This window comes from Microbacterium hydrocarbonoxydans (genome assembly GCF_011752045.1).
In the GTDB taxonomy this organism is placed as follows: domain Bacteria; phylum Actinomycetota; class Actinomycetes; order Actinomycetales; family Microbacteriaceae; genus Microbacterium.
Genome location: NZ_JAAKXW010000005.1, coordinates 407678 through 430588 on the forward strand (window position 1 = coordinate 407678; position 22911 = coordinate 430588).

General features: G+C 66.2%; 14 protein-coding genes. 9 read left to right on the plus strand and 5 right to left on the minus strand.

Features of this window, described 5'->3' with window-relative positions:
- Positions 1 to 65: 65 nt before the first annotated feature.
- Positions 66 to 1229 carry an MFS transporter gene (locus tag G6G98_RS15900; RefSeq protein ID WP_164234462.1) on the minus strand — a complete coding sequence of 388 codons (1164 nt, stop codon included), beginning with the start codon at positions 1227 to 1229 and terminating at the stop codon, positions 66 to 68.
- A gap of 412 nt (positions 1230 to 1641) precedes the next feature.
- On the opposite strand from G6G98_RS15900, the gene nrdH reads away from it, so the two are divergent.
- From nrdH to G6G98_RS15935, 7 genes are all read left to right on the plus strand, one after another.
- Complete coding sequence (nrdH, locus tag G6G98_RS15905; RefSeq protein ID WP_017202656.1) at positions 1642 to 1875, plus strand: glutaredoxin-like protein NrdH; 234 nt, start codon at positions 1642 to 1644, stop codon at positions 1873 to 1875.
- A gap of 10 nt (positions 1876 to 1885) precedes the next feature.
- On the plus strand, positions 1886 to 2320 hold the full coding sequence (nrdI, locus tag G6G98_RS15910) for a class Ib ribonucleoside-diphosphate reductase assembly flavoprotein NrdI (protein WP_164234463.1): 435 nt from the start codon (positions 1886 to 1888) through the stop codon (positions 2318 to 2320).
- Positions 2317 to 4461 carry a class 1b ribonucleoside-diphosphate reductase subunit alpha gene (gene nrdE / locus G6G98_RS15915; protein WP_067354982.1) on the plus strand — a complete coding sequence of 715 codons (2145 nt, stop codon included), beginning with the start codon at positions 2317 to 2319 and terminating at the stop codon, positions 4459 to 4461. Before nrdI ends, nrdE begins: the two co-directional genes overlap by 4 nt.
- A gap of 29 nt (positions 4462 to 4490) precedes the next feature.
- Positions 4491 to 5471, plus strand: a complete 981-nt coding sequence (nrdF, locus tag G6G98_RS15920; protein WP_067354985.1) for a class 1b ribonucleoside-diphosphate reductase subunit beta — start codon at positions 4491 to 4493, stop codon at positions 5469 to 5471.
- Positions 5472 to 5915: 444 nt separating this feature from the next.
- On the plus strand, positions 5916 to 8561 hold the full coding sequence (locus G6G98_RS15925) for a DEAD/DEAH box helicase (RefSeq protein WP_164234464.1): 2646 nt from the start codon (positions 5916 to 5918) through the stop codon (positions 8559 to 8561).
- A 140-nt stretch (positions 8562 to 8701) separates the two neighbouring features.
- The gene (locus G6G98_RS15930; RefSeq protein ID WP_166706134.1) at positions 8702 to 10159 is read left to right on the plus strand and encodes a hypothetical protein; all 1458 of its coding nucleotides are present in this window, start codon (positions 8702 to 8704) and stop codon (positions 10157 to 10159) included.
- Between the two features lie 226 nt (positions 10160 to 10385).
- Positions 10386 to 12767 (plus strand): hypothetical protein, encoded by a 2382-nt coding sequence (locus G6G98_RS15935; RefSeq protein WP_164234466.1) that lies wholly within the window; start codon positions 10386 to 10388, stop codon positions 12765 to 12767.
- 751 nt (positions 12768 to 13518) lie between these two features.
- Here the strand turns inward: G6G98_RS15935 and G6G98_RS15940 are convergent.
- Entirely contained in the window at positions 13519 to 16818 is a 3300-nt protein-coding gene (locus G6G98_RS15940) for an HNH endonuclease (RefSeq protein ID WP_243842152.1), read from the minus strand.
- Between the two features lie 915 nt (positions 16819 to 17733).
- Here G6G98_RS15940 and G6G98_RS15945 point away from each other — a divergent pair.
- Positions 17734 to 18162 (plus strand): VOC family protein, encoded by a 429-nt coding sequence (locus tag G6G98_RS15945; RefSeq protein WP_067358014.1) that lies wholly within the window; start codon positions 17734 to 17736, stop codon positions 18160 to 18162.
- 85 nt (positions 18163 to 18247) lie between these two features.
- Here the strand turns inward: G6G98_RS15945 and G6G98_RS15950 are convergent, their stop codons facing one another.
- Genes G6G98_RS15950 through xylA form a run of 3 tightly spaced genes read right to left on the minus strand, consistent with a single transcriptional unit; the run spans position 18248 to position 21646 of the window.
- Positions 18248 to 19129 (minus strand): TolB family protein, encoded by an 882-nt coding sequence (locus G6G98_RS15950; RefSeq protein WP_164234468.1) that lies wholly within the window; start codon positions 19127 to 19129, stop codon positions 18248 to 18250.
- Between the two features lie 34 nt (positions 19130 to 19163).
- The gene (gene xylB, locus G6G98_RS15955) at positions 19164 to 20453 is read right to left on the minus strand and encodes a xylulokinase (protein WP_164234469.1); all 1290 of its coding nucleotides are present in this window, start codon (positions 20451 to 20453) and stop codon (positions 19164 to 19166) included.
- A 5-nt stretch (positions 20454 to 20458) separates the two neighbouring features.
- On the minus strand, positions 20459 to 21646 hold the full coding sequence (xylA, locus tag G6G98_RS15960) for a xylose isomerase (protein WP_164234470.1): 1188 nt from the start codon (positions 21644 to 21646) through the stop codon (positions 20459 to 20461).
- A gap of 85 nt (positions 21647 to 21731) precedes the next feature.
- On the opposite strand from xylA, the gene G6G98_RS15965 reads away from it, so the two are divergent.
- The gene (locus tag G6G98_RS15965; RefSeq protein WP_164234471.1) at positions 21732 to 22901 is read left to right on the plus strand and encodes an ROK family transcriptional regulator; all 1170 of its coding nucleotides are present in this window, start codon (positions 21732 to 21734) and stop codon (positions 22899 to 22901) included.
- Positions 22902 to 22911 lie beyond the last annotated feature (10 nt).

Consider the following 22911-nt stretch of genomic DNA (forward strand, 5'->3'; position numbering starts at 1 on the left):
AGCCGTGCCCGCGTCGCCGGGCCTGCCCGTGTCGGCGGCAGTCGCCCTGTCGCCGGCCGTCGCCCTCAGGAGGGGGTGACGGCCAGCGGCTCGGTGTCGGGGTGCGGGCTGGCGTCCCGGCCGCGGAGGTCGGGGAACGCCTTCACGAACACGATCGAGACGACGAGGCCGGCCGCCGCGAACAGCGTGGCGGCGAGGTACGCGCCCCGCCAGTCGGTGACGTCGACGAGGAAGCCGGCCACGGCGGAGCCCGCGGCGGCGCCGATGAGCTGACCGGTGCCGGCCCAGCCGAACGCCTCGGCGGTCTCGCTGAACTTCACGCTCGCGGAGGTGATCGCGAAGAGCATCGCGAGCGCGGGGGCGATGCCGATGCCGGCGAGGATCAGAGTGCCGCCGAGCCAGTAGACGTTGAGCATCACCATGGTCAGCGCGAGGCCGATCGTGACGATGAGGAGGCGCCGTGCCATGGCCCACGGGCCGATCGGCAGATGACCGAAGGCGAGACCGCCGGCGAGGCTGCCGACGGAGAAGACCGCGAGCACGAGGCCGGCCTCGATGCTGCCGTGCTCGAAGGTCGCGACGACGCCGACCTCCACGGCCGCGCAGGCGCCGATGAGGAGGAAGCCGATCACCGTGGCCATCAGCACCGGCGGCTTCAGCACGACCTTGCCGAGCGCGTTGCGGCTGCGCGGGATGCGGACGCGGCCGACCTCGGGGGAGAGGATGAACCACGCCCCGCCGCCGACGAGGATGATCGCCACGAGCAGCAGGCCCTCCACGGTGCCCACCTGTGTGGAGACCAGGGTGATCACCACGGGGGCGAGGATCCAGATGATCTCCTGCAGGGAGGCGTCCAGGGAGAACAGCGGCGTCAGCTGCGAGGCGTTCACCAGCTTCGGGTAGATCGTGCGCACCGCAGCCTGGATCGGCGGGGTGGAGAGGCCGGCGATCATGCCGAGCGCCATGTAGCCGGCGATGTTCAGCGGCAGCAGCGCGAGCCCCAGCACCGCGATCACGCATACGGTGAGGGTGAGGGTGAGCACGCGCCGCATGCCCCAGGCACCCATCCACCGGCTCGTGATGGGGCCGGCGACGGCCTGGCCGACGCTCGTGGCGGCGAGCACGAGGCCCGCGGCGCCGTAGGAGCCGGTCTGCTGCTCGACGTGCAGCAGGATCGCCAGCGAGCTCATCCCGTTGGGGAAGCGCGCCGTCAGCTGTGCCGCGATCATGCGCGCCACTCCCGGCGTGCGTAGAAGTTCCCGATATCCCGCCACCAGACAACGGTACCCGTCGGCGCCGACGGCGCTCGAAGCGGACCGGGCGCGACACGCCGACGACACGCCGAAGAGCGATTTCCACAGGAAATCGAATGTCGGATGCCGCGCGTACCGTGCCACCTGTGGATGGATCCGCGGAGCGACTCGGAGACCCGCGATTTCTCGCGCCTCGCGGGGCCTCGAAGAGGCCCCCGGGCTGTGGAAGGAACCGTGGACAACCTGTGTTGTAACAGTGGAGAGCGGTGGAAAACTACACGGATGTAACTACTACCCCTTGTGGTCGCCCGCAATGTCCGCACCCATATGTAGTATTGAACTCCCGGCGGGGGGTCTGCCGGAAAAGCCTGAGATTAAAGGGGATGAGATGTCGATCACGGTCTACACCAAGCCTTCGTGCGTGCAGTGCAACGCGACGTACCGTGCGCTGGATGCCAAGGGCATCGAGTACGAGATCCACGACCTGTCGGAGGACCCGACGGCCCTGGAGCAGGTCAAGGCGCTGGGCTACATGCAGGCGCCGGTCGTCGTCACCGACGAGGACCACTGGTCGGGCTTCCGTCCCGACAAGATCGACGAGCTGGCATCGCGCCTGGCGTAAGGACCCGATCATGAGCGTCGTCGCCACCGCTGCGCCGCTCCTGGTGTACTTCTCGAGCGTCTCAGGGAACACCGCGCGCTTCGTCGAGAAGCTCGGGCTCCCGGCCCGGCGCATCCCGCTCCACCGGCAGGAGGAGGATCTCGTCATCGACGAGCCGTTCGTGCTGGTCACCCCCACCTACGGCGGGGGCGAGGGACGCGGCGTCGAGAGAGGCGCCGTCCCCAAACAGGTGATCCGGTTCCTCAACGACGAGCGCAACCGGCGCCACATCCGCGGAGTGATCTCCGCGGGCAACACCAACTTCGGCGAGTCCTTCTGCCTCGCCGGCGACATCATCAGCCGCAAGTGCCACGTGCCTCACTTGTACCGGCTCGAAATCTTCGGCACACAGGACGATGTCGATCGCGTGACCGACGGATTGGAACGACGGTGGATTCTGCAGTGACCGAGACGGTGGCATTCAAGGCGAACCCGGCATACGAGGGGCTCGACTATCACGCCCTCAACGCGATGCTGAACCTCTACGACGCGAACGGGAAGATCCAGTTCGACGCCGACAAGCGCGCTGCCCGCGAGTACTTCCTGCAGCACGTCAACCAGAACACCGTGTTCTTCCACTCCCTGAGGGAGCGCCTCGACTACCTCGTCGAGAAGGAGTACTACGAAGGCGCGGTCATCGAGAAGTACTCGTTCGACTTCGTCCAGAAGCTCAACGACCTCGCCTACTCGAAGAAGTTCCGCTTCGAGACCTTCCTCGGCGCGTTCAAGTACTACACGAGCTACACGCTGAAGACCTTCGACGGCAAGCGCTACCTCGAGCGATTCGAGGACCGCGTCGTGATGACGGCCCTCGCGCTGGCCGACGGCGACGAGAAGCTCGCGGTGAGCCTCGTCGAGGAGATCATCTCCGGCCGCTTCCAGCCGGCCACCCCGACCTTCCTCAACGCCGGCAAGGCGCAGCGCGGCGAGCTCGTCAGCTGCTTCCTGCTGCGCATCGAGGACAACATGGAGTCGATCGCCCGCGGCATCAACTCCGCCCTCCAGCTCTCCAAGCGCGGCGGCGGCGTGGCGCTGCTGCTGTCGAACATCCGCGAGTCCGGTGCGCCGATCAAGCAGATCGAGAACCAGTCCTCCGGCATCATCCCGGTGATGAAGCTCCTCGAAGACAGCTTCAGCTACGCCAACCAGCTCGGCGCGCGTCAGGGCGCCGGCGCGGTGTACCTCAACGCGCACCACCCCGACATCATGCGCTTCCTCGACACCAAGCGCGAGAACGCCGACGAGAAGATCCGCATCAAGACGCTGTCCCTCGGCGTCGTCGTGCCGGACATCACTTTCGAGCTCGCGAAGAACGACGAGGACATGTACCTGTTCTCGCCGTACGACGTGGAGCGCGTCTATGGCGTGCCGTTCGGCGACATCTCCGTCACCGAGAAGTACCGCGAGATGGTCGACGACCCTCGCATCAAGAAGACGAAGATCAACGCCCGCGAGTTCTTCCAGACCATCGCGGAGATCCAGTTCGAGTCCGGCTACCCGTACGTCATGTTCGAGGACACGGTCAACAAGGCGAACCCGATCAAGGGCCGCATCAACATGTCGAACCTCTGCAGCGAGATCCTGCAGGTGAACACGCCGACCACGTACAACGACGACCTGTCGTACAACGAGATCGGCAAGGACATCTCCTGCAACCTCGGCTCGATGAACATCGCGCTGTCGATGGATGCCGACGACCTCGGCCAGACCGTCGAGACGGCGATCCGCGCCCTCACCGCGGTCAGCGACCAGAGCCACATCGGCTCGGTGCGCTCGATCGAGGACGGCAACGACCGCTCGCACGCGATCGGCCTCGGCCAGATGAACCTGCACGGCTACCTCGCCCGCGAGCACGTGCACTACGGCTCGGAGGAGGGTGTCGACTTCACGAACATCTACTTCTACACCGTGCTGTTCCACGCGCTGCGCGCCTCGAACCGGCTCGCCATCGAGCGCGGCCAGACGTTCGACGGCTTCGAGGACTCGAAGTACGCCTCGGGCGAGTTCTTCGACAAGTACATCGACCAGGCGTGGGTGCCGGCGACCGAGAAGGTCAAGGAGCTCTTCGCGGGCAAGCACATCCCGACGCAGCAGGACTGGGTCGAGCTGAAGGAGAGCATCCAGAAGCACGGCATCTACAACCAGAACCTGCAGGCGGTGCCGCCGACCGGCTCGATCTCGTACATCAACAACTCGACGTCCTCGATCCACCCGATCGCGTCGAAGATCGAGATCCGCAAGGAAGGCAAGCTCGGTCGCGTGTACTACCCGGCCGCGTTCATGACGAACGACAACCTGGAGTACTACCAGGACGCCTACGAGATCGGCTACGAGAAGGTCATCGACACGTACGCCGCGGCGACGCAGCACGTCGACCAGGGCCTGTCGCTGACGCTGTTCTTCAAGGACACCGCCACCACGCGCGACATCAACAAGGCGCAGATCTACGCGTGGCGCAAGGGCATCAAGACGATCTACTACATCCGTCTGCGTCAGCTGGCGCTCGAGGGCACCGACATGACCGAGTGCGTCTCCTGCATGCTCTGACCCTTCCGAACCCGAGGAACGACGAACACATGACTCCGCACGAACCGCTGAAGCTGGTCGATCGCGTCCAGGCGATCAACTGGAACAAGATCCAGGATGACAAGGACCTCGAGGTCTGGAACCGCCTTGTGAACAACTTCTGGCTGCCCGAGAAGGTGCCGCTGTCGAACGACATCCAGTCGTGGAACACGCTCACCGCCGAGGAGCAGACCCTCACCATGCGCGTGTTCACCGGCCTGACGCTCCTGGACACCATCCAGGGCACCGTCGGCGCCGTCTCGCTGATCCCCGACGCGATCACCCCGCACGAGGAGGCCGTCTACACGAACATCGCGTTCATGGAGTCGGTGCACGCGAAGAGCTACTCGTCGATCTTCTCGACGCTGTGCTCGACGAAGGAGATCGACGAGGCGTTCCGCTGGTCCGTGGAGAATCAGAACCTTCAGAAGAAGGCGCAGATCGTCATGGACTACTACCGCGGCGACGACCCGCTCAAGCGCAAGGTCGCCTCGACCCTGCTGGAGAGCTTCCTCTTCTACTCGGGCTTCTACCTGCCCATGCACTGGTCGAGCCGCGCCAAGCTCACCAACACGGCCGACCTCATCCGCCTCATCATCCGCGACGAGGCCGTGCACGGCTACTACATCGGCTACAAGTTCCAGCGCGGTCTGGAGACGGTCGACCAGGCGCGTCGCGATGAGCTGAAGGACTACACCTTCTCGCTGCTGTACGAGCTCTACGACAACGAGGTGCAGTACACGCAGGATCTCTACGACGAGGTGGGCCTCACCGAGGACGTCAAGAAGTTCCTGCACTACAACGCCAACAAGGCGCTGATGAACCTCGGCTACGAGGCGATGTTCCCGTCGACGGTCACCAACGTGAACCCGGCGATCCTGTCGGCGCTCTCGCCGAACGCCGACGAGAACCACGACTTCTTCAGCGGCTCGGGCTCGAGCTACGTCATCGGCAAGGCCGAGGCCACCGAGGACGACGACTGGGACTTCTGAGATTCTGTGTGCGGCGTCACGCATTGTGGCGCCGCACCACGTTGAAGGCGGCACACGTCTTTCGGCGTGGCACTGATTCTCTAGTTGGCGCAAGAGGGCACTGGAGGGCGGGGTGGATGGTCAACAAGGCTCACCCCACCCCGAAGGAACTCACGAGTTCGTGGCCCGAAATCGAATCAAGTGATCCCCGCCGGCGAAGCCGCGCGACGATTCGTCGTGAACCTGCAGACGGCCATGGAAGGCCGAAGCATCCGAAGCGTGGCTTCTGATGCTGGTCTTGACGAGGGCAGCGTGCGTCGAGTGCCCGCGGGCACGACATGGCCGCACCTGCGGGCAATCGTCCTGCTAGAGCAGTCACTCGGGATCCGCCTGTACCCGCAGTAGCCAGAGGCATATTCTCGGTCGACACCTGTTGACGACCCCCACTAGCTCGGAGGCCCCGTCATGGCTGATGCCCGCCCCCCACGTCCCGTCTTTCCCTCCGCTGCTCGAGCGGAGGACGCGACAGCCTCCCCGGAGACCTTGTTCGGGGAACTCGCCCGCCGGCGGAACGGGGTGGGTGCACTGTGGTCTCATCAGACTGACCAGCTCCGCGAGTACCACCGGGACCACCTCAACGACGATGACGTGGCGCTCGAGCTGCCGACTGGGTCGGGGAAGACCTTGGTCGGGTTGCTCATCGCTGAGTGGCGGCGGCGGGAATATGGGCAGCGAGTGGTCTACGCATGCCCGACCAAGCAGCTGGCGATCCAGGTTGCTGAGGCGGCAGCGCGACAAGGCATCAAGGCGCATGCGCTCATCGATTCGCACAATGACTGGGATCCGCGTCACCTGATGGCGTACACGAGGTCGCAGGCCATCGCTGTCACGACCTACTCGCACATTTTCAATACGAACTCGCAGTTTAAGAATGCGAAGACGCTGCTGTTCGATGACGCGCACGCGGCCGAAGGCTACGTTGCTGACGCATGGTCGGTCGAAGTGAAGCGCGGGATAAGCGTGTACGACGACCTGTTCGACGCGTTCGGGGAAGCGCTCGATCCCAACCTTGCGGCTCGAATGACTGGTGAAGGACCGGATTCCGCATCGGATGGTGAAGTTCGACTTCTGCCGCAGCGGGCCGTACGCGATGGGTTCGCGGCGATTATCTCTGTTCTCGACGCCGGGCTGGAGAAGTACACGCCTGCCTGGTGGCGGTTCCAGATGGTTCGGGAGCACTTGTCGTCTTGCCTGTTCTTCGTGTCGCGAAGCAACTGGTACATCCGCCCGATGATCCCTCCGACGTTCGAGCATGGTCCGTTCACCGACCCCGTTCAGCGGGTCTACCTCTCGGCCACGCTCGGTGAAGCGGGCGAGCTCGAACGAGCATTCGGTCGGACATCCATCGCGCGCATCGCGGCACCGGAAGCATGGGAGCGAACCGGCAGCGGGCGACGGTTCTTCGTGTTCCCGGACCTCGCGGAGTTCGACCCCGACTATGACACGACTGTCGAGCCCGTGGAGGCGGACCCGGACGAGCTGGACGGCGTCGACGTGGTCGAGGAACCGTCGGCACTGAAGCGCGTCTCGGATCTCGTCGACAAGCGCCTCATCCTGACTCAAGGAACATCGGAGAGCGCCGAGATCGCGACGCTCCTCGAGGTTCCGAAGTCTGAACGGATTGTCGCATCGGACACCACGGTCGCAGCCTTCAAGGAAGCGGACGAGGGAACGTTGCTCGCCGCGAACCGCTACGACGGCATGGACATGGCGGGCGATGCGTGCCGATTCATGGTGCTTTCCGGGGTGCCGTCCGCATCTCACCTCCAGGACAAGTTCTTGAGCGGGAAATTGCGCGCGGGGGAGGTGCTGGCGGAGCGGGTTCGCACACGGATCGTTCAAGGGGCGGGGCGCTGCACGCGGGGGCCGCAGGACTGGGCGGTCGTCGCCGTGTACGGCCAGGAGCTCCTGAGGTACCTGTCGGACCCCGACAACGTGAAATCTATGCCTGTCGAACTCCAAGCGGAAATTGAGTTCGGTCTCGCCGCGAGCCACACGAACTACAGCAACCTGGTGGCGCTGACATACAGCGCACTCGAGCAGGACGAGGATTGGCGGGACAACGGCGAGGAGGCCATCGCGACGTATCGGTCGCGTGCTCAGCGTGTTGCCCAGTCGCTTTCCGCTCACCTCGCGGCGAGTGCCCCGCGCGAGGTTGTTGCCTGGCAGAAGGCATGGCAAGGGGACTGGGAGGCGGCGGGCAGGGCCGCGGTTGCCGTGCTCGAAGGGCTCACGGATCCGGGAGCACGCTCGTATCGTGCTCTATGGGCGTACCTCGCGAGTGCGTGGTTCGGTCTCTCGGCGGACGAAGGGAATGAGCCAGCTGCGGCGCGTTCCGCGGAACTGCTGAGAACGGCGCACGGCGTCGCCCTCGGCGCTGTCTGGCTGCGCGAGATCCAGCCGCTCCCGCCGGCAGAGGTCATCGCGGGCACCTGGGACGACGACGCAGCCGACCGTGTGCTGGCGCTCGTCGGCAGGCCCCTTCGCGGAAGCGCGAAGTTCGGAACGGCCGCCCAGACAATGCTCAACCAGCTGGGGCAGACGGAGGCGACGCAGTACGAGCTTGGTCTCGTCGAGCTCGGGCGATTCCTGGGCGCTGACTCGTCGAAGTCCTCCCAGGAAGGCAACTGCGACGCGGCATGGGTCTGGGACGACCTGTGGATCACCGTCGAGGCGAAGAGCGAACAGACTGCGAAGAACCTCAGCATGGAGTACGTCCGTAAGGCGAACACGCAACTCGACTCGCTCGCCGCGTTGAGGGGCGTCGAGGAGTTCCCGTCCGGGTCGGTGGGAGTCGTCGTTGCCCCGAGCAGGACCATCGTCCCGGGGGCGGTCCCCATCGCAGCTGCCCATCTTCACCTGTGCACTCCGGATGAGATTCTCGACATCGCTCATGCCGCGCACCGGGCGCTCGCTGCGATCCGCGCCCAGGTGAGCGTCAGCGACCAGGGAGCGAAGGCGGCAATCCAACAGATTCTGTGGGAGCACCGTGTTCTTCCCGCGCAGGTGAAGGAGCGCCTCACGGGGTACCCGATCCGCGGTGCTCATTGACGCAGCACGGATACACGAAGGAGCACCCTGAGATGCACAGACATCCTGGCCGGAAGGCTTCCCCACTCGTCACCTGGGAACAGTTCAAGTTGGCTGTTCGCAAGGCTGACCGGGACAGCCTGCTCGTTCACGCAGCGGCCGTGAGCGCGATGTTCGCCAATGGTGAAGATCTCGAGGAGTGGAAGCAATACGGCGTGACCCCGTGGACTGTCGCTGATGTTGCGCGGACGGCACTCGCGTGGGGTGGTCAGGGCCGCCACCGGGCGAACCTCGATACTCTGTTGCGCTTGTGCAGTTTGAACGCTCAACTCGTCGACGAAGATCGTCGCTTCTTTGCCGGAGGCGACGCTGAGGAGCAGTCGCCGGAGTTCATCGACGCTGCACACGAGCAGTTGGCTCGCATGTTGGCACGCATCTTCTTCGAACAGTTTCCGGGGCAGCGCTCCGTTCTCGCGGGCGTCGCCCGCTCCGTGCTGCTCTTCGGGTCGGCGGCAGAGTTCCCGGAGAACTTTGCACCGAAGGTGATGACCTCGGGGTGGTTCGAGCGGCTCACCGACGGGATAACGTTCGACGACTACATCGAAGCGATCTTCCTCTTCTCCGTGCTTGCGCAGAAGGACAGCGGGCTCGTGCCCCTCGATGTTCTCGACGCGCCCGGAGTGCGTGAACTATCGGAGGTGTTCGCGCTCGACGCCGCTCGTCGCGTCTTCACCGAACACCTCTTGACGACCGTCGCTGACTTCAAGGAAATCAATCGAGACTGGCAAGGCCCGCTGCCCACCTCACAGAAGAAGTTCGCCTTCAACCCACTCACCAACAAGCCGTTCGTTGAGGGGGTCGCCTCCGAGGCCGTCGCCCCGTGGACGCAAGCGGTTATTCAGAAGGCGCTCCCGCCGTCGATCTACTTCCTGCCGCCGACTGGACTCCGCAACGCCTTCGCGAGCGATCTCGGCCCGGTGTTCCAGCATTACACCGGTCGACAGCTCGACCTCATCAACGGGGAGCGCCATGTCCTCCCGGAGGTGCGCTACAAGTCCGACGGGAACCCTATCGATTCTTGCGATTGGTTCTTGGATCTGCCTGATGTGCTGGTGCTCATCGAATGCAAAGCGCGGCAGCCGATTGAGTCGCTCCGCGTGGGTGGGGACGACTGGATGGGCTCGATTGAGGACAGCATCGGGAAAGGCATCTTCCAGCTCAACCGTTCGAACAGGCACATCGACCTCATCAGCAAGCGTCTGCCCGGCATCGACACCAGCAAGCCCCGGGTCGGAATCGTTGTGACGCTGGAACCCTTCTACCTCAATCAGAACTGGCTGATCCGCGAGCGGATGACAGACCAGGCCGAGTACCCCATCGGAGTTCTGTCCGTAGGAGAGCTCGAGCAGCTGGTCCTCGTTGATGCCGTGCAGCTCGGTCGCGCGCTCCTCGAGGCTTCAGCGCAGGCGCACGACAACGTCATGTTTCTCAACCCTGCGCTCACGGAGGCGGAGGGGCGAGAGAATCCGCTGCTGGTTGACACCTGGGACTCCCTGCGCATGTTCAGAGCAATCGAGAGGGTCGCCGACGACCTCGGCTTGCCGCCCGAAGATTCTTGATGCGGCAACGCCGCGACTCATTCGTAGTTGCGCCCGCTGTCACTGGCTCCATGCCCAAGCGACGTGTCGGGCGTCCCGGAGCACGTCATCGAGCACCCAAAGACCTGTTTCTCGCCACGGAACTCGATGCCTGCTGCGTGTGGTGTGGAGCGAGCGAGCTTGTCGTCGACCCCGATGGCGCGCGGTCCGACCACCGGGCTGAGGGCGCGTGCGCTTAGATGCAAAGGTGACCAACTCTGAGACGACGTTTCGCGGCGCGACGCTTTCACTGCGACCCCCGAGAGTGGCCGTGCTCTTCCCAGTCGACGAACACTGGCGTGACTGGGCTATGCGGGCGCTTGAGTTCGCCTCTGAGTACTGGGGAGGTGGCGGTTTCATCCTGGTTCCGCACGACATGGCGACCGGCGAGCCATCTCCGAAGTTCGCCGAGATCGTGCGGGCGTACGACCCCGACCATGTGGTCTCGATGAAGATTCCCGCGCACGAGTTCGAATCCTGGTATCCGGGAAGTATCTCGACCCCCGACGAGATGTCGGGGGAGGAGCGCGCGACACTCATTCAGTCGATCCGCGAGAGCATCCCTGCCGCGCCGAGTGTTCGCGCACGTGACATCGTCGCTTCCTGGTGTTCGCCACTGCGCAGCTCGCTCGTGCAGCGAGGGCAGACAGCTCGGGCGCACGAGATACACAAGTCCCTGCGCGCAGTAGATCGCGGTGACCGTTTTCATCGGGGGCTTGCTGTCGCCCCGGTACCGGACACTCAAGTATTGGCGGCGTCATCGAGGTGGCGGAGCGATCTCGGGTTGATGTTGGCTGCGCGTGCCGGGGTGGTCGACGACGCCGTGCAGCCGCGCGCGGAACCTGCATCGGACGTGATTGAGTGGGCGATTCAGCGTGAGGGGACCGCACCCGCGTCGCTCATCTATCCCTCGGAGGACTCACGCGTTCAAGCCGACGAGATCTCGACGAGGTTCGACGTGCACCCGGGACTATTGCATGTGTCTCAGGGGATGTCTCAGGACATGGCGGCGGTCGTCGTCGGGGATACGGGCGCAGATTTCGCGCTTGCTCTCGCGTACGACAGGATTCTCGGCCGCGGTTTCTGGGTGACGAGCCGCATGCTGGACGACGAAGACGCTCTCTGGCAGCTTCGGTCGGCTCTGTGGTGGGTGACCTCCCAGCTCGAACAGCAGGCCGCGCATTTGACCGTGTCCTCGCACTCGCTGCCTGATGAGGCCGTCGCGGAGACCGCCGCGCGCCTGCAGGAACCCAACTACGAGTTCCAGCGTCTCGGCAGACGGCGCGAGGCCGTGCAGGATTCTGACACCGTTCAACTCCGGCCGCCGCAGATCGACCGCTCGTACACGCAACTCGTAGCCGAGGAGCATCTGAGCTCGTCGATTCTCCTCCCGATGCAGGCGACAAGTGACGGCACTCTCGAGTCGGTCAATGGCCTCGACTGCCCCGTTCCGACGTCATTGATGTATCCGGTCAGCTCTGGAAAGGTCCCGTACTGGTACGTGGACGTGACATTCGCCGGGGATGTTGCGCCGCGCGGTCGGGATCTCCCCGCGACGAGTCTGCATGCTCTCGACGTGGGCGCATTCCCGGAGGTCGCGATGCGGGCGAGCAAGATCGGCGTGACGTTCAACCCCGCGTCTATGGGGCTGGTCATGGGCAACTCCTTGCTGCGTGGGCGCCTGGGCCGTCCACGGCTGCGGAGTCTGTCAATGAGACGGTGGGTCGAGGGGATGGTGCGCCCTGAGGGGCTTGGGGTCCGGTTGTCACAGCCCGGCCGGCAGGCTGAGCTAGTCGCCCGGCGGCTGGGAGCTCGGGACCGGTTGATGGACGTCATCACGCCGACGACGCTTCCCCTGCTCCGGGCTTTCATCCGTCATGAGACGACGCCGAAGGCCCATGAAGCGGGCGTCGTGGTGGTGGCATTGGACCCGTATCTGACGTTCGCGAAGATGAGTGCGCTCGTCGGTTCGGCTGAGCAGGTCGTATCGCTCGTCGACACTCTCGCTTCGTCACGACTGCTTCGGCGGGGACTCGTGCTCCAGTGCAACGACTGCCGGCGCACGTCGTTCGTCGATGCGGACCGCATCGGGCAGGAGTACGAATGCCCGCAATGCGCGGCGACCAACCCGATGGTCTCGGCCCGGTGGCGGGAAGGAGCCGAGCCGGCCTGGTACTACGACCTGTTCACCCCCTTCCGCGATCTACTGAAAGAGCACGGCGACATTCCCCTGTTGGCAGCGGCGGAGCTGCGCCGGGAGAGCAGAGTGTACGCAGATGTGCCGGAGCTGGAGTTCTTCGACCTTGAAACCAACCGTGCCGTGGCCGAGATCGACCTCATCGCGAGCGTGGACAACGAGGTCGTGGTCGTCGAGGCGAAAAGCAGCGGCCACTTCGCGAAGCGATCCCGCGGAACGCAGACCAAGAAGATTCTCCGCATCGCTCGCGCGCTGCGCGCGGATCGTGTCATCTTGGCGACATCGGAACCAGAGTGGAACGCCACCGACCTCGCCCATGTGGAGCGAGAGGCAGCGAAGCTCACTCCGTTCCCCGCGACAGCGATCTCGATGACGAACCTCGGGCGGGTTTGAATCGGCCTCGCGTCCAACGCAGGCTCTCGGGCGTGAATAGCGGTTGCAGGTCTGTAACGATGTCCTGTACGCGCCTGAGAGCTTCCTCTCGGGCGACCGGGATATGAGTTCGCCTCCTATTGCTCAGCGCCAGTTCGACCGCCAATCCTGCGCCGATGACCGCCTTGCGATGGTTCCCTCGGACCATATCGGCGCGAGCGTCTCGCGCGAGTAGATGCGCCGGGGGTCCCCTCGGCTGGTCGCGCGACTAACGTCTTCGAACGTTTCGCGCGACACCGCGCGAGATTCCGTGCGCCACAGATAGAACGATGTCGGCCATACCGTTTCGGATGGGCCGGCGAGAGTGATGGAACGCACTGCCAGCCATCACCCTGTGCCGGGGGAAAGAGGTGCGGAGTGTCAATGAGTGTGTCATGGTCGCTCACCACGCCGATCCAACTGAGGAAGAAGTCAATCCAGACTGGGGCAAGTTCGAGGAGCCCGTTGACGGTGGGACCGGTTGCCGCCACCGTGCCCCTCTGCGTCGGCTACCCATGTTCTGCTTGGGGGAAGGGGAGAAGGTGAATGCGAAAGCTCGTAACCATTCGGCGGAGAACCTCGGTGGATCGGTCCGCCATTCGTAGATATTTGCCAGAAGAGGTACTCACCGGCCCAACTCGGAGACGCAATTTGCCATGGCCGCTGAATCGTCGAGGGCAACATCACCGCTGGCCTCACCGTGCAGAACTGGGCGTGGGCGCTGTAAACATGCCTAGTCCGTCGCTGGGAACCAGTGGTTCTCCCGGGCGACTGTCGCCAGGGACGGTGCCTTCTCGGATGATCGCCGGGCTGCGAGCTCGATGGCGACGCTCACCCATAATGAAGGCCACCTCTCAGGATTTCGAAGGATTCTCTTCTCCAACGATGCAGGCAAGCCGGTCACAGGAACGTCACCCCACGGTTCGACCTCGAACGCGGAACGGGCGCCCTCGAGTTGGCTTACATTCAGCTTGCGTCCCGTGTTAGAGAGCGTAACTATGGCTGCGCCATGGGTTGTCCCCGCGCCGAGCGCATCATCGAGCTTCATCGCGAGCTGCGGTGCGATGCGCTCTTTGGTCGCGTCCGTGCTGACAATTGACAACAGCCACAGGGCTCGGCCCGACAACGTCAGCTGCTTCAGCCGAAGCGCTTGCTGCACGTCAACGGATCGCCCCCGTCCCGCCCTCATCCCCCTGACCAAAGCATGCTCCACCACTCGGAACCGCAGCGGGTCAAGTCGCCCGATAGCAGAATCCAACTGACTCGCCAGCGCCACCAGCACCTGCGAGCGGGTATGCCGCAACACGCTCACTACCGCGTGGGCGAGCGCACGCTGCTCGCGCGCGGCAATCAGCAACGACCGCCACCATTCAAGGTTCCCGCGATTGGCGCGCGCTGCATTTTCAGCGCGACATGCATCCGCAAGCACCTGTGACCGGGCCGTCGTCGCGATGGCGTCGAGGTCAACGGCCAAGGGGACGTCCCCGACTGCCTGCCACAGGACCCACCCGTCACCCCACCCATCCGCGACGAGGTGTAGACGTTCACTCCACTCGGGCGAGGTCACGGGGGTCATGTGCCGCGCCCTCAACTCTGATGATGCGCGCTCGACTCGAGTGAGTATCTCCGACGTCGGCGCTGACTCGTCGGCGGGGCTGTCGCGTCGGTTGAGGACCGGACCCATCAACGCTGACGACGTCGCGACGACAAGCCGGGAGAGCCCTCGTCCGCGTTGAGTGACTCCGACAACGTCGATAGCACCCTCGTTGAGGTCGGCGAGGGCATAGTCCAGGATGCGGTCGTCGTTGCCTCCGTAGGCGCCGAGCCCCAATTGGTCCACATGCCATCGCTTCGACGGGGGAGTGGACAGGGAGCGCGCTAGCTGTTCGGAGCGCTCCTCGTCAAGGTTCCACAGGATGCCGAGGCGCGCCGCCGTGTCGAGCCATTGCGCACTCGGATCGTGGCGATCCCACCACCAGTCAGCTACCTCTTCTTGGTGGGCGTGCAGGCCGAGGCTGTCCGCGACGAGGGCGCGCATGTCATCGGATGACTCCACCTCCAACCGGCTCTTCAGGTGTCTGATCGCTTGATCTCGACCAGCCCCCACTCCGAACATGAGCGGCCATCCTGATGGGTCGAACGCTCCTGACACCGCGAACACGACGCCAGGACCGTCCAGCACGAAATCTACAATCGGCTGGATGTCTCGGTCACGAAGGCCATCGAAGATGCGGTCGCTGAGGACGAGTGCGGCCATAGCGCGAACAAGAGGTTGTGGGGCGACCTTGCCCTCCACAACTTGGAAGTTGTCTTGCAAGGCGCGGATCTCCCCGCGAGCGAGCATCCCGATGAAGAACCGACTGACGTTCGACCAGTACGGGCGTTCGAGAAGCGCGTTTAAGCCATCGTCGCGCGAGTTCCCGTGGCCTTTCGCAGTGAGGTTGTCGAACAGGTGACGGGCGGCGAAGTACTCGCGGAGGGACTGCACCTCGAACTCAAACGCGTCGTCTCGTTCCACGAGACACAGCACGCGATCTGTAAGGGCCGAATACAACTCGTCCGCCAGCTCGAGCTCCTTCGGTTGCCCCCGGAGGTACGTTCGCAATGCGTCACGAAGACCAGCACGCGTGATCCGCCCCGAACCGTGGCCCTGCTCCGCCATTGCTTGCAGATGCCAGCCGAGGAACGCGTGCGTGTCCTCAATCACACGCCGCTGCGCGGCCAGAAGCGGTTCCTTATCCTCCGTTTGCTCCCGGTCAAGGAATGTCTTCAGGTATTCCTCGTACAGTTCGGTGCGTTGCTGTGGGAGGAGTTGACGGCGATCCAGCAGGTGAAGGAGGATGGCCAACTGCATTGGATAGGACGCCAGCTCGTCGATGTGAGGCACGTTCTGACTGTCGAGGAACGTAGACCGCAACCGAGTCGCGGACTCTTCGGTGAGCCCCGCCACCACAACCCACCGGTCAAGGAACTGCAGACGAAGGCCTGGCGTGAGCTTCTGCAAGTGCAGGGTGGCGAAGGCTCCTGACGATGTCAACGGCTGGAGAGCGCTGCCGGGACGTGTGGTGACAAGGATGACCATGTCGGCAGCATCCGCTCCAAGACGGCCGCGCATGCGTGAAATCTCGGAGATGACGAGAGCGCGGTCATTGACGCTGGCCACCTCGTCGAGACCGTCGAGGGCGATAAGCGTCGGCTCGGTCGTCATCAGATGGACGAAGTCGTCCGGCTCGAAAGAGTGCGCGCCGATACGGGTACGGATCTCTTCGATCATGTACTCCTCAAGGCTGCGCCACGGGCGTGGGTTAGCACCTGCGTCGCGCTTCTTTCGACCCTTTCCATGCTTGCGAGGAGGGGTGTCGAGCGCCCACTTCACGTACTTGCGAAGCTCTACGCGGATCGGGAACCGCGCGGGCGACCCCGCGCGGGCCAGGTCTGTGCGCTGCCCTGTGTACGCGTCTTCACCCAGGCGTCGTGCGCGGAAGTATTGACAGAGGAACTGCAGCAGGGTGGACTTCCCCTGTCCGGGGCCGCCCACGATGACCGCGTGACCTGTCCATCTCGGGTCCAGGAGCGCTTGCGTAGCACCGACCACGGCAAGGCCGGTGGTGGACTCCAACGCGCCAGTGTCACCGGGGGATGTCTTGGCGATGTCCTCGACCAGCGCGGCGACGGGGGAGCCATCGCGTCGGCACCCCACGGGCACATCGACGAACATGGAATCGACGGACGGACCGCGGAGGTCAACCTGATGGAACTGGACTGTGTTCTCCGCGGCGTAACGGTCGCCGACGTAAGCGTTCAGCGCATCCCGCACTGCGTCTCGTTTTCGCTGCGACGCTTCATGTGCGCTCTTCATGTCCAGCAGGGTGTCAACCGAGAACCCCGCACCGTTGTCCGCGTCAATCAGTCGATGATGCGACGGGCACATGAGCATCAGGTTGTCATACCCGTCGACATCCTCGTAGTTGGGGTCATAGCGCGGGCCGCCTGTGCTTTGGGCCCGAATGTGCGCTTCGTCGCCGATGATCACAATCCTCGGGTCCCCGTCGCCCGGAAGATCTTGGGTCAGCGATTCGGGACACGAGGGGAAGGCGCACCGGTCGTGCGCACGTGACCAGAGCTTCTTGCGCGTCTGTGCGCTGATGGGCATCGCATCCCCCCGAGTAGCGGATCCCTTCAGTCTGGCATCTCCGAGGTGTGACAGCGGGCGAGAGGAAGTCGCATCTCAGCTGCTCCAGGCCCGAACGTTCTGGTTCTCCGCGCTCGGGAACGCCGTACGAGGGAATCCGCCGCGACCTCGTTGGCCCCATTCGGGTTGTGGAGGAGTGCGATGTCTGCGGGTGGCTCCTGGGCGAGCATCAGGTCAATGGGGCCGCCGCCGATAGCTTCCTTCACCTTGAGGGGTGTGATGTTGTCGTCCCGCCACCCGCTGTCACCTTTCCGCCTCCACGTCTTGTCAACTGAGGCGGCACTTGAGAGACGGCACCTGCCGCCCTCCGATGCTGAGCGAGGCACATTCGGCCGAGTGGGCGCATCTGCACGACGGCAGACACCTCTGCCGCGCGCCGCACTAGGTCGTGAACGCGGGCTGGATCGCACCGCCGACATCCGTGCGGCAGGGAGCGCGTGTGATGAGCGCCTAAGACAGCGCCAACTTCTATGAAGCAACGGGGCGTCAGTCGCTTGAGTCGCCTTCAGCGTCTCCTTGAGCCAACTGCGTCGGATCTGGGCCAGGATCATCGACTCCGCACATTCTGACACTCACGATGGAGGGCGGATGCCGCAGCATCCGCCCTTCGTCCATCTCGCTCTCCCGAAATGCCCTTTCGAGCGCTCGCGCGCGGACGTACACTCAGCCCGAGGGACACGGTTCGTGCGCCCTGATCGCGTGGCGTCGTGCCGGGCCGGCGTGCGGACGTCGAGGTCCCTCGGACTGGGGATCATCATGTTCGAGAATCTGACGGCGACAGCCGTGCTCCCGGCGAAGGACCTCGACCGGGCGCGGCGGTGGTGGCACGACATCCTGGGGCGCGAACCGGTGTTCGCCGACGAGGCGTCCGGCAACCTGTTCTACGACGTCGGCGGCACCGCGGTGCTGGTGTACCTGACCGACTTCGCCGGCACAGCGCAGAACACCGCCTTCAACCTCGTGTCCGACGATCTCGATCGCGACGTGGCCGCGCTGCGATCGCTCGGGGTCGTGTTCCACGAGTACGACTTTCCCGGCCTGAAGACCGTCGACGGGATCGCCGACATGGGCGGCCTCCGCGGCGCGTGGTTCAGTGACAGCGAGGACAACATCATCGCGATCGGGGAACCGTCTCCCGAGATGCAGGATCTCGCCAAGGCGATGCGCGCCGGCGCCGCAGGCTGAGTCAGCTCTCGACCTGCCACCCCCGTGTAAGCATCGGTGCCCGTCAGGTGGCGGTCGCCGCCTGACGGGCCGCTCGTCCTCCCGTTCAGGCGACCGGATACTCGACGAACGCGATCCGCGACCCGTCAGGCGACCAGCTCGGGACGTTCATGGTGCCCTGCCCGCCGCGGAGGCGCCGGACGTCGCGGATGCCGGTGCCGTCGGTCGCGCACAGGCGCAGGATGACGTCGCGATCCGCCGGGTGCCCCTCGGTGCCGGGCGGGAAGCTCACATAGGCGAGCCGAGACCCGTCGGGGGAGACGTGCGGGAACCAGTTCACCCTCTCATCGGCGGTGAGCTGCTCGGGATCCGTGCCGTCGGGCCGCATCCGGAACAGCTGCGCATGCCCGGGTGCGGTGCGCGCACGTTCGGAGTTGAAGTAGATCCACTCGCCGTCCGGGGAGAACTCCGGTCCGTCGTCCGGGAACGCGTCGTCGGTGAGCTGCATGTCCGGCCCGCCGGCCGCGGGGATCCTGAAGAGGTTCGGGGGCGTCCAGGTGCCGTCCGCCGCCACCTCGACGCCGACGTACGCCAGGGCGGCGCCGTCCGGGCTCACCCCGTGCAGGAAGTGCAGGCGCCCGTCGTCGTTCGTGATCCGCGTCGGAGCGCCGCCGGCCAGCGGCACGCGGTGGATGTGCCCGTCGTCCGCCGAGACGAAGATGTGCATGCCGTCGGGGTCGAGCACGTGGTCGTTGTTCAGATCGGGGAAGTCGCCGAGGTCGATCCGCTCCGGCGGGGTGCCGCCGTCGCCGAGCATGAGGCGGAAGAGGCGGCCGTCTCCGTTCAGGTACAGCGACGCCCCGTCGAGCGACCAGTTGGGCGCCTCGTACAGCACCTCGGAGGACTCATGGACGACGCGCGCGTCGCCGCTGTCGACATCGAGCGTCACGATGCGGGAGCGCTGACCGGGTGCGAGCGTGCGGGGCATGGTCGGATTCTGTCACGGGGTCGTCGAGCGGCGTTCAGCCGGTGACGAGCGCCGCCGCCTGCCGTGCCGCGCCGAGCGCGACGTACTCTCCGGGCTCGGGTACCTCGACCGGCAGCCCCAGCACTTCCGGGGCGATGACACGCACGGCCTCCGACTGCGCGCCGCCGCCGATGAGCAGGGCGCGCTGCAGCGGGATGCCGAGATCGCGGAGCGCGTCGAGGCCGGCGCCGAGGCCGCGCAGCATCCCCTCGACCGCCGCCCTCGCGAGGTTCTCGCGGGTCGTGGAGGCGAGCGTCATGCCCGAGAGCGTCGCCGTGGCGTCGGGGAGGTTGGGGGTGCGCTCGCCCTCGAAGTAGGGGAGCAATGTCAGGCCGTCGGCGCCGGGTGAGGCGTGCAGGGCGAGGTCGCTGAACTCGCTGTGCGTGACCCCGAGCAGGGCGGCGGTGGTGTCGAGCACACGCGCCGCGTTCAGCGTCGCGACGAGCGGCAGGAAGTTCCCGGACGCGTCGGCGAAGCCGGCGATGGTGCCGGTCGGGTCGGCGATCGGGGTGCGGCTGATCGCGCACACCGTTCCCGAGGTGCCGATCGAGACCACGACGTCGCCCGGGACGGCGCCGAGCCCGAGCGCCGCGGCGGCGTTGTCGCCGGCTCCCGCGCCGACCCTGCGCCCGCCGGCATCCGTCGTGGATTCCGCCGGACCGAGCACGCGGGGAAGCATGACGTCATGACCGAGGGCGGCGACGAGCAGCTCGCGGTCGTACTCGCCGGTCGCGGGGTTCCAGTAGCCGGTCCCCGAGGCGTCCGACCGGTCGGTGACGAGCTCGTCGAGCGCCGGGTTCTCCGGTCCGAAGCCGCGCAGGCGCCAGGTGAGCCAGTCGTGCGGCAGGGCGACGGCGGCCACCCGGGCGGCGTTCTCCGGCTCGTGATCACGCAGCCAGCGCAGCTTCGTGATCGTGAACGACGCGACCGGCACCAGGCCGGTGCGCTGCGCGAGCGCGGCCGCTCCGAACTCGGCGATCAGGTCGCCCGCCGCGCCCGCGGAGCGCGTGTCGTTCCAGAGCAGCGCGTCGCGGATGACGTTCCCGCCTGCGTCGAAGGCGACGAGCCCGTGCTGCTGGCCGCCGATCGACCAGGCGGAGACATCGTCGATGCCGCCGGCCTCGGCGATCGCTGCGTTCAGAGCACGCCACCAGGCCTCGGGGTCGACCGACGTGCCGTCGGGGTGCGCGGCGCGACCGGAGCGCACCACGGCCCCGGTGGCGCTGTCGACGATCACGGCCTTGCATGACTGGGTCGACGAGTCGACCCCGAGAACCAGCGGCATGACGATCAGCGGGCGCCGAGCAGGTGCTCGGTGGCGAGCTGCTGCAGGCGGACGAAACCGAAGCCCTTGCCGCCGAAGTACTGCGACGCGTCGAAGTCCTCGTACGCGGAGCGGTCGGCGAGGAAGTCGTCGTAGGACTCGCCCTCGCCCAGCGTCGGCACGGACAGCTCGTCGACGCGGGCGGCGGCCAGCGCCTCCTGCACCTCGGGGTCGGCGCGGAAGGCGGCCGCGCGCTCCTTGAGCAGCAGGTAGGTGCGCATGTTCGCGGCGGCGGAGTCCCAGACCCCGTTCTCGTCCTCGGTGCGGCTCGGCTTGTAGTCGAAGTGGCGGGGGCCGTCGTAGGCGGGGACGCCGCCGGGGCCGCCGTTCTCCAGCAGGTCCACGAGCGCGAACGCGTTGTGCAGGTCGCCGTGCCCGAACACGAGGTCCTGGTCGTACTTGATGCCGCGCTGGCCGTTGAGGTCGATGTGGAAGAGCTTGCCGTGGAACAGTGCCTGCGCGATGCCCGCGGCGAAGTTGAGCCCGGCCATCTGCTCGTGGCCGACCTCGGGGTTGAGGCCGACGAGCTCGGGGCGCTCGAGCGAGTCGATGAACGCGATCGCGTGGCCGAGGGTCGGCAGCAGGATGTCGCCACGGGGCTCGTTCGGCTTCGGCTCGATGGCGAAGCGGATGTCGTAGCCCTTGTCGGTGACGTAGTCGCCGAGCAGGTTCACGGCCTCGCGGTAGCGCTCCAGCGCCGCACGGATGTCCTTCGCGGAGTCGTACTCCGCGCCCTCGCGTCCGCCCCACATCACGAACGTCGCAGCACCCAGCTCGGCGCCGAGGTCGAGCTGGCGGAACACCTTGCGCAGGGCGAAGCGGCGCACCTGGCGGTCGTTCGAGGTGAAGCCGCCGTCCTTGAAGACCGGGGCGCTGAACAGGTTCGTCGTGACCATGGGCACGATCAGCCCGGTGTCGGCGAGGGCGCCCTTCAGGCGGTCGATCTGCGTCTGGCGCTCGGCCTCGGTCGAGCCGAACGCGAAGAGGTCGTCATCGTGGAAGGTGAGACCGTAGGCGCCGAGCTCTGCGAGCTTCTCGACGGCGTGCACGACGTCGAGCGCCGGGCGGGTGGGGCCGCCGAACGGATCGGCTCCGTTGTAGCCGACGGTCCACAGGCCGAAGGAGAACTTGTCGTCACGGGTGGGGGTGGGCATGGCCGCTCCTGTGCAGTCGCCGGATAAGTTGTGAGAGACAACATAACTCATGACGGGTCCGGCGTCCACCCCCTACAGTGAAGGGATGCCGTCACCGACGAGTCCCGCGCCGGGCACCCGCCCGTACAACCTGTCGCGCATCCTCCGGCTCGTGCACGAGGAGGGGGCGCAGTCCCGGGCCGCGCTCACCGAGGCGACCGGCCTGAACCGCTCCACCATCGCCGACCTCGTCGGCGAGCTGGTGCGGCACGGCCTCGTCGCGGAGCGGGTGCCGGAGCTGGCCGGCCGCGTGGGCCGGCCCTCACCGGTGGTCAGCGCCTCGCCCGACGTCGTCGCGATCGCGGTGAACCCGGAGGTCGACGCGGTGGAGATCGCCGCCGTCGGCCTCGATCGCAGCATCCGGATGCGCGAGCGCATCGTGAACACCGCGCCGCTCACGCCCGGCGGCGCGACCGCCCTGATCGCGGAGCGCCTCGGCGCCTGGCGCGCCGGCCCGCTCGCGGACGCGCGCATCGAGGCTCTCGGCATCGCCGTGCCGGGGCTGGTCCGCGCGACGGACGGCGTGGTGCGCAACGCCCCGCACCTGGAGTGGCGCGACGTGCCGCTCTCCGAGCTCGCCCGCGCGGCGACGGGCCTGCCGGTGTCGGTGGGCAACGACGCCAGCCTCGGCGCGCTCGCCGAGCACCGCTACGGCGCCGGCCGCGGGATCGACGACGTGGTCTACCTCAACGGCGGCGCGTCCGGCATCGGCGGCGGCCTGATCATCGGCGGCATCCCGGTCGCCGGCTCCGGTGGCTACGCCGGCGAGTTCGGGCAGAACCGCCCGCGGATCACCGACGATGACGATCGTCGCACGCGCGACGGCGTGCTCGAGGCCGAGGTGAGCCGGCGGATGCTGCTGGATGCGGTCGGCCTCGAGGAGGCCGACGACGAGGCGCTCGCCGCCGTGCTCGAGAGCGGCGAGGGTGCGGCCGTGCACGCGGAGGTCGCCCGTCAGGCGCGCGTGCTCGCGAGCGCCCTCGCGAACGCGGTCAACGTGCTCGACCCCGCGATGATCGTGCTCGGAGGGTTCCTCGCCACGATCGGCGAGCTCCGGTCTGAGCAGCTCGCCGCTGACGTCGCCGCACTCGCGATGCCCGAGAGTGCCGAGGGCCTGGAGATCCGCCCTGCCGCCCTCGGCGCGGACCGGCTGCTGGTCGGCGCGGCCGAGCTCGCCTTCGCCGCGCTCCTCGCCGATCCGGCGGAGCGGGCCTGAGCCCTCTCCG